A 15729-nucleotide genomic window follows, 5' to 3' on the forward strand; every position below is an offset into this window, starting at 1 on the left:
TATGGATTTAGAACTTTTTATCGGAAGATTTCACCCGTTGGTAGTGCACCTGCCTATCGGATTTCTATTGCTGGCGGCGATCATGGAAGTGCTCGCACGGGTTAGGCCAAATCGCTATGGCAAGCTGGATACAGCCATAGCGTTATCTCTGCTTTTTGGAGCTATCGGGGCGGTGCTGTCAGCGGTGGTTGGTTACTTACTCGCTCAGGGTGGTAGCTATGACGAACAAACACTTGGGTGGCATAAGTGGATGGGCATCGGGCTCGGTGTGCTGGCCTTTGTGGCGTGGGCAGTAAAGCTAGGAGCGCTTGGGTCCGCATCCAGGTATTCACATCTATTGGTCATGCTATTGGTAGTGATGGTTTCTATCACAGGACACCTTGGCGGAAACCTCACGCATGGCAGTGACTACCTGTTGGCGTACGCTCCAAAATTTGTACAGAAAATGGCAGGAGTAGATTCGGGTAACCAGAATTTGAAACTCCCATCTAATCCGGATTCGGTATTGGTTTACCGTGACCTCATTCAGCCAGTACTAAAGGCCAAATGCGAAAGCTGTCATGGACCTGCCAAAACCCAGGGGAAATTGGACCTTTCTACCCTGGAAATGATCCATAAAGGAGGAAGTAGTGGTAAGGCTGTAAAGGCGCAAAACGCTTTAGAAAGTCCACTATTTGTGCGAACTACGCTCTCTCCATCCAGCAAAAAGTTTATGCCGCCAAAGGGGGATCCATTGACTTATACGGAAGTAGAACTCCTGAAGTGGTGGATAAATCAGGGTGCAGATGAGCAGGTAAAACTCAAGGCTGAAGATATTCACCCAGATCTGCGTATGGCATTGCTGCGCGATTATGGGCTGGATACCTCACCAAAGCCGTTTGTGGAGCGTGTGCAGGTAGACCCAATAGATGAAGAGGTACTGCAAAGGCTGAAAACTGCAGGCTGGAAGGTAAGTACCATAGCTTATGGACATGCTTTACTAGACTTGAAGCCCATAGGGAAACTTACCGAAAGGCAAGCCACTGTCTTACCGGAGGCAAGTGAAAATATCACCTGGCTGGATTTGAGCGAAACGGAGCTGCATCCTTCTTTGCAAAAAGCAATAGGCAGGTTGAACAACCTCACAAGGCTCAAGCTTCAAAATAGCAACGTGACGGATGAGTGGTTAAAAGCATTTGCTGGTCTAAACCACCTGGAGGTGCTCAATCTTTATGGAACCAAAGTTTCTGATGAATCCATAGAAGTACTAGCTAATATGACCTCATTAAAAAAACTCTACGTCTGGCAAACTTTGATGACTCCTGAAGGTATAGAGGCACTGGCAAAAGATCGTCCTGATTTGGAGATCGTAGGCGCAAGTCAGCGAGCACTAGCGCAAAGGTGATGGCACGCGGGATAGGGTTGATCCTGGTGGTATTGGTGGCAGCATGCGCCCAGCAGCGCCAGGTAAAACTCCTTTTTATTGGAGACAGTGTCACCAGAGATGGTGGCTATGTGGTGGCACTTGATCATATGCTTCAAGAGGTGGCACCGAAACGGTTTGAGGTGATTCCAGCCGGACGAAACAGTGAAACCATCACCGGCCTCACTGAGGAGGGACACCCCGGGCCACGACCTTATTTGTTTGATCGGCTGGACAGTCTATTGGAGCAACACCAGCCAGACATAGCATTCTTTTATTTTGGAATCAATTGCGGTATTTACCAGCCTTATTCACAGGATACACAGGAGCGCTATCGGCGAGGGTTAGAGCGAATTGTTTCCGCCTGCCAGTCCCGGGCTATTCACCCCGTTTTGATTACTCCGCCTCCTTTGGTACGACGAATTGATTCCATAGAAGAACAACAACCCTATTCCTGGAAAAACCCATACCCGGGATATGATCAGGAAGTGTTGGAAGGGTTTCGGCAAAGTGTAAAAGCCATGACATCTAAAGAAGTGACCGTGCTGGATGGTACCACTGCCCTCAAGACGCATACGGAGCAGGCTTATGCCAAAGACCCTATTCACCCGACAGCATTGGGGCATGAGCTGCTAGCGAAATCACTTTTTGAGCAGCTCACTTTTCTGCCACTATAAAGGGTTGTAGGTCAGTTTATTACCAGAAACCGTTTGCGCTGGTTTGTGCAAACCTTTGTCCCTGCCAAATTTTTAGTTTAGTACTATTTTGATATTGGATTTGACTAATCGGAGCCCCATTCACCACCATTTCAACCGAAACCAAAAACCAATACATATGACTAAACTAAAACCTATGATGATGATGCTACTCACACTTTTGAGTGGCATACTTTACGCGCAGACCGTGACTATCGACCGGTCTACACAGCGATTTCTTGGCACCGTTTCTACATTGGATCGGGCCAAATATTTTACCCTCCACTCCAACTCCAATGATGCCGATGTTCAAACCTTTTTTAATGATTACAATGTCACCAAAGGACGCGGCTTTTGGGGGCCTTATTCTTATGCCAAAAGCCAAACAGGATCGGTAGGTACGTATCCTGCCTATAAGGGAGGGAGTACGGCCGTTCGAAATGTCAGCAGATTCATTTCTACAGAGCATCCCAAAAATGTGGTCCGCTGGAGTGCAGACAAAGTAGCCGGTGCCAACTGGGCCGTGGAGTACTGGAAAAACTTTGTGGATGATGCTGGCAGGGCGGAGTTTTTTGAGCCCATGAATGAGCCCTTTGTGCATGCAGGCGATCCAGAGTTTTCCGCCGAGCAGCCAGATCAGGCACTCATGCGCGAGCGCATGGCCGAGTGGTTTGGAGAGATCGGATTGAAAATAGACCAGTCACCTGAGCTGGCCAATATGAAAGTGGTCGGGTACGCCAGTGCTTGGCCTTCTATGGAGCTGTGGGATTTCGGACACTGGAACACCCGTATGAAAATGTTTATGGATGTAGCCGGACAGCACATGGATGCATTTTCAGTGCATTTGTATGATGGCATCAATGTTACAGGTCAGGACAATCGTCGCTCAGGTAGTAACTCTGAAGCGATTCTCGACCTGGTAGAAACTTACAGCAACGTCAAATGGGGCACCGTAAAAGACCATGCCATCACCGAGTACGGTGGTATAGAAAGCGGTTATGGTAGCGACTACAGTGATATCGCCAATGCTCAAAGCGTGAAAGCGATCAATGCCATCTTATTTAACCTGCTGGAGCGGGAAAACAATATGGCCATCTCCATCCCATTTATTACGGACAAATCTACGTGGCATATCAATGCTAGCAATAATTATCAACCCTATGGGGCGGTGCTGTTTAAGCCATCTAACATAGGGCAACCCAACCCTACTGGATGGACCTATACTCCAAGAATATACTTTTATGAGCTTTGGAGAAATGTTACTGGTAACCGGGTGGACATTAGTACCTCTGACCCAGATGTGCAGATTCAGGCTTTTGCAGACGGCAATAAGCTGTATGTAGCATTAAACAACCTCCATTCGGCCAATAAAACCGTAAACCTAAATCTTGCAGGAGGCACAGGACAGGTGCAGAATGTGCGTATCAAGACACTAAAAATCTATGACAACTCCAACCCGGTTTTTAGTGACAACACGCAAACTTCAGCGCCATCTAGCATCACACTGATACCTCAGGAAACGGCTATGCTGGAGTACACCTTTAGCAATACCGCTAGTTTTACCAATGCGATTAGAAGCACGAAATATTACTCCACGGCCTATTTGCAAGCGATTAGTGCCAATACTGCGATTCCATTCACCTTTAATGGGGTGACAACAGGTACTGGAAAGGCCACGCTGAGGATGTCGATCAGCAGAAAACATAACGTGTCCAAGTCTCCAGTGGTGAAAGTAAATGGAACAACCGTGGCAGTGCCTACTAACTGGAAAGGCTACGATCAGGCAAATAGAGAGGATTTCTTTGGTACCATAGAAATTCCAGTGGACATGAGCTTGATCCAATCCAACAATACCGTAACCGTAACATTCCCTGACAATGGGGGTAGAGTTGCGTCGATGATTTTACAAGTTGAAAAATACGACAATCCTGTGACGGTAAATGATTCGTTTGTTTTCACTAATCCTCCAACTTCACTACCAAGTGCTACTTCATACGATTTTGATGTGACGTATTCGGCATCACAGTCTCGAGATTTGATAGTAGAGTTTTGGTCATCTACCAGCTGGTTGGCACAAACCACTGTAACCGTACCTGCTGGAAACGGTACCACTACTGTCACCGTTAACTTATCAAGTGCTCCACCGGCAGGCTCGGGGTACATTATCAAAGGCAGTATTCGGCCGGTAGGTGGAGACTGGACCACCAGTTTAGACACTGATCAGGTCAATAATGTGACCGTGGTGGCAAATCAAGACCTGTTTGCGTTTAGCAATCCTCCTGCGGAGTTGCCCAGTAAAACTACCTACAACATCAGCGTCGACTACTCGGCATCACAGTCTCGAGATGTGGTAGTAGAGTTTTGGTCTTCCACAGGTTGGTTGGGGCAAGGCACCACCACGGTAAATGCCGGGAGTGGTACAGCTACAGTTGCTATCAATTTAGGGAGTGCACCGGCTACTGGTACGGGTTACATCCTGAAAGGCAGCATTCGACCCGTAGGTACCGACTGGACTCAAAACATTGATACTGAGCAGGTCAATAACATCACTGTTACGGCCAATCAAGAACCTTATGGAGGTACGGCTTATGCGATTCCTGGTGTGATTGAGTCAGAAGATTATGACACTGGTGGCTCTGGTGTGGCGTACTACGATGCTACCTCTGCCAACAGTGGAGGGAGCTACCGAACAGATGGCGTAGACCTGGAAGTATGCGGTGAGGGCGGCTATAACGTTGGCTGGACAGCTAATGGCGAGTGGCTCGAGTATACCGTAAATGTGGCCTCTGCAGGTACCTATCAGGTAGCTATTCGCTATGCATCGCTTTCTGCTACAGGAAACATTCACATCGAATCTGGTGGGACCAACCTGTCAGGAGCGATTAGCCTGCCTGCTACCGGTGCATGGCAGACTTATGCTACTGTAAACGCAACGGTGACACTACCTGCCGGAGAGCAAATTCTTAGAGTGCATATTACCGCTGGTAATATCAATTTGAATCACCTGACCTTTACGAGTAGTGGCGGAGCCAGGCTTACGCATGAAAGCAAATCAAGTGAGGAGCTAATCATCGTGTATCCCAATCCTGTAGAAGATGGCAAGTTTACGCTTTCTATACCTGCAGATGCACTTGGTGCTAGTTATGTGTTGTACAACCTGCAAGGTGCGGTGATGCTGTCGGGTCGTTTGGAGGATGTACAGACAGCCCTGGATGTTGCAGCCCTCAAGCCTGGCGTATACATGCTTCAGGCTGCTGGTGAGTACCGCAAGATCCAAATTAAGTAAATTCATTTTTAGGTCAGCACCGGAACGAGTGAGGACCATTTCATAGAAAAAGGGCTGTGTTGTGAGATACAGTCCTTTTTTGCGTTTTGTGAGTAGGGATAATGGGGCTAGTAGTATCGAAGTGCCTGGATTATCAAAAGATCAGAGAATACCCCTCACTTTAGCGGGTTTTTCTCCCGCCTGCCATCTATAGGAAGATTCTATATTTAGGAGATTACCAATGTACCTAGCGAAATGAAAAGTGGGATGATACTGGCCTTATGGCTGAGCCTTTCTATGGCTTCAGTCAAGGCGCAGCAATTTGTGCGCATGGAACATGCCGCAGGATTATCTGGCGCTGTAGATGCCAATGGAGCAGCAGTAGCCGATTACGATTTGGATGGAGACCTGGATGTATTTCTGGTAGCCAGACAAGACAACAATGACGGGTCTGGCACTCAATACAGTCGGCTTTACCAAAACAACAATGATGGATCATTTACAGAGGTAGCTCAGCAGTTGGGCATTCAAAGTGTGCACGATTATACTGGGGTGGAGCTGACCGATGATATTGGTCTCAAGCTCGGGGCCTCCTGGGGTGATATGGACAATGATGGATATCCTGACTTGTTACTCACCAGTATCCACCACGTACAGCTCTATCGTAACACAGGAGGAGGTTTTAATCTGATTACCCGGCAAAGTGGATTGCCTCACCAAGATAGCTGCAATTACTCGGGAGCAGTGTGGTGGGATTATGATCGGGATGGCTACCTTGATATTTACCTTACCAAATGGGGAGGATGTACGTCCAACAAGCTTTATAAAAACTCTGGTAGCAGGACGTTTACAGAAGTCACCGAATTGGCAAATATTGCAGATCCTACACCGAATGACCCCTCCTGGATGGCAGTATCCCTTGATGTCAACAAGGATGATTGGCCAGATCTATATGTAGCGAATGATTTTGGTGAGCCTAATAGACTATACCTCAATCAAATGGACGGGACCTTTAAGGAGGTTGCCGACAGCTGGAATGCGGCAGACAGATCTGGTGATGGCATGGGGATCGCTACTGGAGACCCTAACGCCGACGGCTGGCCGGATATGTATATCACCAATATTGGAGAAAGCGCCATGCTGAGAAATGATGAAGGGAAATACACCAATGTATCGGTGGACTGGGGGGTGTTGAAATCTGGATGGGCCTGGGGGACCGCTTTTACCGATTGGGATCACGATATGGATGAAGACCTAATGGTCGTGAATGGCTATGGACAGGCATTGGAGAATTTTTACTACCAAAATCAATCTAACACTGATTCACTTTTCTTTAAAAACCTGACCGACAGTGTGGGACTAAGTGATCCGGGAGATGCAAATGGACTTGCCACATTTGATTATGATAACGATGGGGACCTGGATCTGCTAGTTACCAACTCCAACGAATCCGTACACCTGTATGAAAATCATACCACCGGAAATTGGCTGTCTGTGGAGTTAGTTGGTAGTTCCTCCAATCGAAGTGCTTTTGGAGCCAGGTTGATCGTATCAGTAGACAGGCAGCGGATGTATAGATATCATCATGGTAGCTCGTTTCTAGCTCAAAACCAGCTGCCCATTCACTTCGGACTGGGGGACCATCAATTGATCGACCGGCTGATAGTGGTATGGCCGTCCGGAATTCGGCAGGTGTTTCAAAACTTGCCCGCAAACAAACATCTGAAAATGGTAGAAGGCAAGGTGTGGGAGGAGCGAGCGCTTGGCGCAAAAAAGCGGATGGGATGCACGGATCTGATGGCTTGTAATTATAATCCAAATGCCACTGGAAACGATGGAAGCTGCGAATACCTGAAAACTGGTGAGCTGGTAGGTCCGGCGCTTTCGGCAAATCTTCGCACTGACGTGTATACCTATACAGAAAGCAATGGCGGAGACTATGAATGGGAAGTGTCAGGGGGTAGAATTATTTCCGATAAACATGGGCAAAAAATTACAGTGGAATGGGGAGTAGGAAGTGAAGGAGAAGTAAGTGTACGCGAGTTGTCCAGCTGTGCCAGCAGGCGAGTTGTTAAAAAGGTAAGTTTGGTGCCCCGCCAGGAAAATTCGGAGTATTCCATAGCTCGCCTGTGGAACGAGTTGTTGTTGGAAGCTATTCGTAATGATTATGCGCGCCCCACCGTTCATGCCCGTAATTTATTTCACCTCAGCGTGGCGATGTACGATGCCTGGGCAGTATTTGATCAGTCGGCACAGACCTATTTGCTGGGCAATACCATAGGTAAGGTATACTCACCATTTCAGGGATTTAGGTCTGAGGTAGCAGCTGACGAAGCACGCGAAGCAGCCATTAGTTATGCGGCATACCGCTTGTTGAAACATCGGTTCGAACATTCGCCTAAGGCCGATATTACCCTTCCGGCCCTTGATCAGATGATGAAAAGGTTGTCTTATGATCAGTCGTTTTTGTCTACCGATTATACCACTGGAAATCCCGCTGCGCTGGGTAACTACATCGCTGAGGCCGTCATCAAGCTAGGTGAGCAAGATGGAGCCAGAGAGGCTACTGGATATGACAATGCGCATTATAAACCTGTAAACAATCCATTGTATCCAGAAGAACCTTCCAACCCTGACCTTGCGGATCCTAACCGCTGGCAGCCGCTGAGCCTTCGCGAGTTTATTGATCAGGCAGGAAACCCTACCAGGGAATCGTCTCCAGAGTTTTTAAGTCCTGAGTGGGGGAGTGTAGTACCTTTTGCGCTGAACCAGCAGGACGTGCGTACCGCAGTGCGAAAGGGCCATGAATACTTTATCCATCATGACCCAGGTGCTCCTCCTTATTTGGATACCACCACGGCTTCACCCGAATCCAAATTATATCAGTGGAACTTTGTACTAGTAGCCAGGTGGAGTGCTGAGTTGGCCCCTACAGATGGTGTTTTGTGGGATATTTCTCCCGGTGCCATGGGCAATATTGCTTTTGAAGACTTACCCCGGGAATTGAGCGATCACCCGGGTTTTTATGATAGTCAGCGCAAATTCGGAACAGGACACCAGGTCAATCCAGCTACTGGTAGTGCTTATGAGCCACAGCTAGTACCTCGGGGAGATTTTACACGAGTGCTGGCCGAGTTTTGGGCAGATGGGCCCGACTCAGAGACACCTCCAGGCCATTGGTTTGTGTTGCTCAATCATGTTTCGGATCACCCGGATTTGGAGAAAAGACTTGAAGGCACCGGGCCACTTCTGAGTGATTTGGAGTGGGACATAAAAGCGTATTTTTTACTTGGTGGAGCCATGCATGATGCAGCAGTTTCGGCCTGGAGCATCAAAGGGTGGTATGATTATATCCGGCCTGTTTCTGCTATTCGATATATGGCTGCAAAGGGCCAGAGTAGTGATCCTGGCCTGCCCAACTACCATGTGGCTGGCCTCCCTTTGGTAGATGGTCTGATAGAAATGGTGACTAAAAATGACTCCCTCGCTGGTGCTAATCAGGAGCATATAGGCAAATTAAAACTCTATGCATGGAAAGGGCACCGATACATTGACAACACAGAAACCGATCAGGCTGGAGTAGGATGGATATTAGCTGAAAATTGGTGGCCATACCAGCGGCCGAGTTTTGTTACTCCCCCATTTGCCGGATATGTGTCAGGACACTCTACCTTTTCGCGAGCTGCCGCTGAGCTGCTCACACGCCTTACGGGATCTTCATATTTCCCAGGTGGAATGGGAGAGTTTGTGGCACACAAAAATGAGTTTTTGGTGTTCGAGGAGGGGCCTAGTCAGGATGTGGTGCTTCAGTGGGCTACCTATCAGGATGCGTCTGATCAGTGTAGTTTGTCTCGGATATGGGGAGGTATTCACCCACCAGCTGATGATATTCCCGGGAGGATAATAGGGGAAAAAATCGGAAAAAAGGCGTTTAGTTTTGGTACTTCTTTCTTTTCTGGAAAGGTGCTAAATGCACCAGTAAATTCGGTGGATATTTACCCTAATCCTGTTTTGGCTGACAGGCAAGTAGTGATCCGTGGTAGCTCTGAAGGTCCGGTCTACCTCGCAGGTCTGGATGGTAAAAGCTGGAAGCTCACGCCTCAGTATATAGATGAAGGTATGCTGGTGCAGCTGCCACCTGTAAAGAGTGGTGTATACGTCATGCTATTTGATGGTCATTCATTCAAAGTAGTTATTCCAAGATGAGCAAACGGTTGTTTTGACTAATGGATTGCTCAAGAATAATATTGAATCAAAATAAAATTAGAGAAGAAAAATGCAGCGTATAGTGAATAGTCTCGTACTTTTTGTGATTTACACGGTCATAGGGTACACTGTGAGTGGTCAAACCGCCGAAGTGAAGATAGATGCCAGTGTGCAAAGGTACCTGGGTGATGTGTCGGAGCTCAACCGTAAAACATACTTTAACATTCACTCATCAGGATATAACGACCCGGATGTACAGCAGTTTCTGAGTGATTATGATGTATACCTTGGGCGAGGCTTTTGGTCTCCCTTTGGCTTTGCCAAAAACAAAATGGGAGAAACAGGGAAGTATCCAGAGCACAAGCAAGGCGATAACAGCTTGCGGCCAGTACAGGTAGGTCACGTGGCTACCGATCACCCTAAAAACGTGGTACGCTATTCCACAGATGTGGAAGTAGCTGCCAACTGGGCGGTCAACTATTACGAAAACTGGGTAGACCAGGGAGGAAGGCCAGAGTTCTATGAAGTGATGAACGAGCCTTTCGTACATGCAGGAGATGAGGTCTTCAAGGCCGAACAGCCAGATGCCGACAAAATGCGCCTGCGCATGGCGGAATGGTACGGCACCATAGGTAAGAAAATTCATGAAAGCCAGGCCCTGGCCAATATGAAAGTAATTGGATATTCTAGTGCATGGCCTTCGCTCGAGCTTTGGGATTTCAAACACTGGAACACGCGCATGAAAATGTTTATGGATGTGGCCGGTGAGCACATGGATGGATTTGCTACCCACCTGTACGACGGTATCAATGTGACCGGGCAGGACACCAAACGTTCGGGCAGCAATTCGGAGGCTATTTTGGACCTTATAGAAGCGTATAGTTACGTGAAGTGGGGGATAGTTAAGCCTCATGCCATTACCGAATATGGAGGAATAGAAAAAGGCTACCCGGCAGAATACAGTGACATGAAAAGCATCCAAAGCATTCGCTCAATGAACCGCATCATTATGGGGCTGATGGAACGTGAAAATGACATGCTGATCAGCATTCCGTTTATTGGTGATAAAGCAAAGTGGCACCTCACCGCTGCCAACAACTACAACCCGTACGGCTCTGTGCTTTTTATACCTACCAATCTTGGAGAGCCCAACCCGGAAGGCTGGGAATATTCTGCTCGGATTTTATTTTTTGAATTATGGAAAGGAGTGAAGGGAGAACGCCTCCACATCCAGTCGACCAACCCAGATGTACAAGTACAGGCATTCAAGGATGGTGATAAAATCTATGTACTACTTAACAGCTTGTCTGAGGAAACCATAGAAACGGAAATGGCATGGAACAATCTGGGAGAGAATTTTGGTGCGGATGTTCGCTCATTGATGATTTATCCAGACAAGGATCCTGAGTATACCACAGAGCACCTCAATTCATTGCCAGTGTCTGTTTCATTGCGTGCAGGGGAGACGGTCAACTATATTGTGACGCTCAAGGAAGATTCCGAGTTTTCCAATTCCATCATAACCAAAAAGTATTATGCGACTAATTATCTAGAGCCTATCACCATCAATAAGCCTATCACTTTTGAATATTCGGATGTGGAGACAGGCACAGGCTATGCTACGTTACGCATGAGTATAGGCCGAAAACACAATGTTTCTAAAAAGCCTACTGTGACTGTAAATGGAAAAACGGTAGCTGTACCAGACAACTGGAAAGGGTATGATCAGGCTAATAGAGAGGACTTTTTTGGAATGATCGAAATACCAGTGCCTATGAGCTATCTGTCTGAAAATGCTACCGTGAAAGTTACTTTTCCAGACAATGGAGGGCATCTGGCAGCCATGATTTTGCAAGTGGAAAAATTCACCAAAGACGTGGAGGTAGAATCACCTGTGATATTGGACGCTACTTCTCAGGGCTGTCTCGTATACCCAAATCCAATGCGTGATGAAGTAACACTGACATGGGATGCCGCTCTTAATCAGAATGTATCCATTTCCATAGTGGCATTGGATGGACGTGAAGTCTTTTCCGAACAGTTGAGAGCGTTTCCCGGAAGTGCCAGATTGCTTCCTGGCGTTATGTTGCCGGGTGTATACCAGTTGCAGGCACGATGTGGTGAGCAATATCACACTGCTCGCCTGGTAGTGCAGTAGGCTGGTAGAGCCACTTCCCAATCCTTTTGGCCTTTTCTTTAGATCTCTGTTTATTTGGCTTTTTTTAAGATCCATCTACCTATGACTAAGAGAATCGGCCGGCTGCTCGGACCTCTGGCCTTCATGTTTATTGCTTTTATAGCGCATCCACAAGGCTTGTCTGCAGAAGCTCATATGACCCTGGCCTGTGCGGTTTGGGTCGCCATTTGGTGGATTACCGAAGCTGCACCCATGGCTGTAACAGCTTTACTCCCAATCTTGCTTTTTCCCCTCACTGGTGCTGTAGGCCTTAAAGAAACTACTTCAGCGTATGGCCACCCCTTTATTTTTTTATTCTTGGGTGGTTTTGTCATTGCCAAGGCACTGGAGCGTTGGGATTTACACCGACGAATAGCACTCAATATTATCTTGTTTGTCGGTACCGACATGCGAAAGATCGTTTTTGGCTTTATGCTCGCTACGGCATTTCTGAGCATGTGGATCAGCAATACCGCCACTAGTGTGATGATGCTGCCCATTGGGCTGGCTGTGGTGAGCAAACTGGAGGATGACAGCCAGGTAGATCCTATGGTGAGCACCCATTTTGGTAAAGCGCTCATGCTTGCTATTGCTTATGCGGCATCTATAGGCGGCATAGCCACACTCATCGGTACCCCACCCAACCTGGTATTTGCTGGCGTCATGCAAGAGACCTTTGGCTATGTGATTTCCTTCGAAAAATGGCTGCTGGTGGGTGTTCCTTTTTCGCTACTGATGCTCATCATATGCTGGCAGTACCTTACACGCTTTGCGTTTCCGCTTGGGAAACTCAAAATGCCCGGAGGACGCGCAGCGATTTCAGACCAAAGAAAAAAACTAGGAAAGCCAGGGTATGAAGAGAAAGCCGTGGCTGTTGTATTTGGGGTGACAGCAGTCGCATGGGTATCTAAAGCGTATGTGCTGAAGCCTTTCCTGCCAGCCATAGATGATTCGATGATCGCCCTTTTTGGAGCTATAGCGCTTTTCTTAATCCCAGCCAGGTCACGAAAAGGAGCCATTTTGCAATGGGAAGAGGCGGTGAACCTGCCATGGGGTGTGCTGTTGCTCTACGGCGGAGGGCTAGCCATAGCCGCAGCATTTAAGACTACAGGACTTGCTACCTGGATCGGGGAGCAGCTGACGCTGTTTGGCGGCTTGCATGAGTTTGTCATGATCCTGCTAGTGGTGGCTGCTATCAACTTTCTTACCGAGATCACCTCCAACCTGGCTACCACGGCCATGCTTCTGCCGGTGTTGGGTGCACTGGCTACTTCGCTGGGACTAGACCCACTTACCCTGATGGTAGCTGCTACGATTGCTGCCAGCTGTGCGTTTATGCTGCCTGTAGCCACCCCGCCAAATGCCGTGGTATTTGGGTCGGGACGACTACAGGTGAGCGATATGGTGCGAGCAGGTATTTGGCTCAACCTGCTGTCTATCGTGCTGGTAAGTGTGGTGGTTTATTTGCTTGTGGGAGTGTTGCAAATATTGAGATAGTATCCATTCTGAGTAGATTTTAAGTTACTTTGAGTGGGATGTTGTTCCCTTCTGCCAGCATTTTTGCAAACAGTTTTCTGGAAACCCGTTTGGGTATCAGTGCATTCATTGTTCGGTAAAGTCTCCCCGGAATAATGGTAGTCTTGTTTTTCATTAGAGCCGCCAATGTTTCTTCTACACATTGGGTAGTGGAGATTGGCTTGGAAGGCATTTTTTCTGGTTGGAAACCTAACTCCTTCACGATTGGCGTTTCTGTGGGAGATGTGATCAGTACGGTGACATCCACCTGGTAGCGTTTTAATTCCTCATGGAGTCCTAGTCCCAAGCTGCGAATATAAGCTCTCGTACCCGCATCGTTGGCCATGAAGGGAAGTCCATGGTCTGCACCCATTGCCGACACTAGTACGATCCCTCCTTTTTTTCTGGAAGCCATTTTTTGTCCAAAGAAACGTGAAAGTTGCAGGTGACCAACGACACTGGTTTGCACCGTATGAAGCAGCTGACTTTCTTCCTTGTGGATGAACTCACCTGGATTACCTGTCCCTGCATTGCTGACCAGCAGACCTATCTCGAGCTTGCTGCCCAGATACTTGATTTGATCGATCACTTCAGGCTTACCGATATCTCCGCTGACTACTCGGTATGATATGCCGTACTTGTCACTGAGGTATTCTCCAAGTTCTTGTAAAATATGTGTTCGCCTGGCTACAAGAATCAGATTGATTTTGGCAGATGCCAGCTGGTGACAAAACTCGAGACCAATTCCTGATGAGGCACCAGTTACCACAGCCCAGGGACCGTATTTTTGTTGAATAGATGATAAGTTCATGGTAAAAGATTAATAGTATAGAAGCTTTAGATGAAATGAAATAGGAGTTTTACTGAGTTGAAACGCTGCTTGCTCGAAACTCGGTGGGCCGAACATACTCTTTGCATTTTTGGAAGCGCAGACTCCTTCTTTTGGTATTCCCAAAAGATTTGTATCTAAAAGATTGTTAGTGTTTTCATCGTGAATGATAGAGAAAGCGTACTCCCCTTTGGGTAGGTGATCGACCAGTAGCTTCACCGTATCATCCGCCGCCAGCGCCGTGGTACGATAGATCGCCTGGTCGCTATCGGTGGGGAAACCATTGGCCTTATCAAATACTAGTAAAATCAGTTGCCCTGCGTGATTTTTTAGGTTAGAAACTTCAATGTCTACCTGGTTTTGCGCGTGCGATACGATAGCGACGGACCAGAGGAGGAAGCCAAGTGCTAGTTTGTACATGATTGCTTCGTTTGTTTCAAACAAAGCTTATTCAGAAGGGAGATGCTTTTTTGTGAGAACAGCTCACCTATTTGTCAATTTGGGTCAATGTTGAATTTTCGGTATTCACTTGGGGTTTGCTGGGAGTAGGTTTTGAAAGATTTTGTGAAGTGAGGAAGGTCTTTAAAGCCCGTTTGGTGTGCAATATCACCAATACCCAGCGTGGTTTCCTGTAGCAGTTTGGCGGCCTTTTCCAAGCGGTTTTTCTTTAGGTATTCGGCAGGGCTTTCGTTGTAGGTAGCTTTAAACTTTCGCTTGAACGTAGAGATACTCATGTGGCATAGGAATGCCAGGTCGGCTATGGACAAGTTAGTATGGGCATGCGCTTCAATTGTTTTTCGGAAGTCCAGGTCTGTCGGAGCAAACAGCGATCCCAGCAAGGAGGCTACTGTAGGGGCGTTTTGCGTTTGTTGGAGCAGGATGACTAATTCTCTGATTTTCAATACTAAAAGATCATCTGTAACCACTGAAGGGTGACTAAAATAATATTGTAAACCAGCAATGTAAGATTGGATGAGCTGTTCTTCGTTGATAGCTGAGGCAAATGAGACGCCTTTGGCGAGCGCTATAGTAGGGAAATCATTTGAAAAGACTTGCCTGAGGAGGTCTTGTTGTAAGTGAATGACGATCAGCTCAAATTTTTCACCTAATGTTTCGGATAAATCCGAAAAATAGGAACCGCAGCGCATAAGAATCCCGTCTTTGGATTTGATGCTGACTTGCTCCCGTGGTGAGTTTACCGTTGTAGTTCCTGACTGCAGGTAAATGAAGCAGGCATCTTGTGGGAAATGCACCTCAAACCGAAAAGGAGGTGAAATCACTACACGTTCAATCAGGCATTTGCCCTGCAGTTTTAGTTGTTGGTGATCGATTATCATAGGAGGGTAAGCGCGGGTTTTAAATCAGGATCCACAACACCAGAACAATTAAAAAGAACACAATTGTGATGATTGCTGTTCGGATATTTTCCAGTCTTCGTTTTCTCCGGAATGACGCTTTAAAGGCTTTCAGTTCTTCCTGGCTCACCTCTTTAAACGTCATTTTAGGTGGATCGACAAACTTGTTGTCTTTCATTTTTTGAAAGGGGCTCTTTCGCTGACGGAGCTGACGATTTTCCTCAAATCGTTTTTGGGCATCCCGAGCAAATCCGAATCCTGCAGGCATACAGTTAAAGATAATGAA

10 protein-coding genes are annotated in these 15729 nt (G+C 47.3%); 6 read left to right on the forward strand and 4 right to left on the reverse strand.

Translation table 11 applies throughout. The annotated features are described in order from the left end of the window. Nucleotide 1: 1 nt before the first annotated feature. From C7460_RS17025 to C7460_RS17050, 6 genes are all read left to right on the forward strand, one after another. Nucleotides 2–1384, forward strand: coding sequence for a DUF2231 domain-containing protein (locus C7460_RS17025; protein WP_115869338.1), 1383 nt, complete (start codon nucleotides 2–4; stop codon nucleotides 1382–1384). Beyond that, on the forward strand, nucleotides 1384–2079 hold the full coding sequence (locus C7460_RS17030) for an SGNH/GDSL hydrolase family protein (protein WP_115869339.1): 696 nt from the start codon (nucleotides 1384–1386) through the stop codon (nucleotides 2077–2079). The genes C7460_RS17025 and C7460_RS17030 overlap by 1 nt, the downstream gene beginning before the upstream one ends. Before the next feature lie 157 nt (nucleotides 2080–2236). Beyond that, entirely contained in the window at nucleotides 2237–5383 is a 3147-nt protein-coding gene (locus tag C7460_RS17035; RefSeq protein WP_115869340.1) for a carbohydrate-binding protein, read from the forward strand. Between the two features lie 234 nt (nucleotides 5384–5617). Continuing rightward, nucleotides 5618–9568, forward strand: a complete 3951-nt coding sequence (locus tag C7460_RS17040) for an FG-GAP-like repeat-containing protein (protein ID WP_115869341.1) — start codon at nucleotides 5618–5620, stop codon at nucleotides 9566–9568. Between the two features lie 70 nt (nucleotides 9569–9638). After that, on the forward strand, nucleotides 9639–11726 hold the full coding sequence (locus C7460_RS17045; protein WP_115869342.1) for a T9SS type A sorting domain-containing protein: 2088 nt from the start codon (nucleotides 9639–9641) through the stop codon (nucleotides 11724–11726). 81 nt (nucleotides 11727–11807) lie between these two features. Then, on the forward strand, nucleotides 11808–13241 hold the full coding sequence (locus C7460_RS17050) for an SLC13 family permease (protein WP_115869343.1): 1434 nt from the start codon (nucleotides 11808–11810) through the stop codon (nucleotides 13239–13241). A 19-nt stretch (nucleotides 13242–13260) separates the two neighbouring features. On the opposite strand, the gene C7460_RS17055 is transcribed toward C7460_RS17050, so the two are convergent. The 4 genes from C7460_RS17055 to C7460_RS17070 all read right to left on the reverse strand — a co-directional run bounded on the left by C7460_RS17055 (nucleotide 13261) and on the right by C7460_RS17070 (nucleotide 15711). Further along, entirely contained in the window at nucleotides 13261–14070 is an 810-nt protein-coding gene (locus tag C7460_RS17055) for an SDR family NAD(P)-dependent oxidoreductase (protein WP_115869344.1), read from the reverse strand. 9 nt (nucleotides 14071–14079) lie between these two features. Then, entirely contained in the window at nucleotides 14080–14508 is a 429-nt protein-coding gene (locus C7460_RS17060) for a DUF2141 domain-containing protein (protein WP_115869345.1), read from the reverse strand. Nucleotides 14509–14582: 74 nt separating this feature from the next. Continuing rightward, nucleotides 14583–15425 carry a helix-turn-helix transcriptional regulator gene (locus C7460_RS17065; protein ID WP_115869346.1) on the reverse strand — a complete coding sequence of 281 codons (843 nt, stop codon included), beginning with the start codon at nucleotides 15423–15425 and terminating at the stop codon, nucleotides 14583–14585. A gap of 19 nt (nucleotides 15426–15444) precedes the next feature. Further along, nucleotides 15445–15711 carry a hypothetical protein gene (locus C7460_RS17070; RefSeq protein WP_115869347.1) on the reverse strand — a complete coding sequence of 89 codons (267 nt, stop codon included), beginning with the start codon at nucleotides 15709–15711 and terminating at the stop codon, nucleotides 15445–15447. Nucleotides 15712–15729: the final 18 nt, after the last annotated feature.

Origin of the sequence: Marinoscillum furvescens DSM 4134 (genome assembly GCF_003386095.1) — a bacterium.
GTDB lineage: Bacteria > Bacteroidota > Bacteroidia > Cytophagales > Cyclobacteriaceae > Marinoscillum > Marinoscillum furvescens.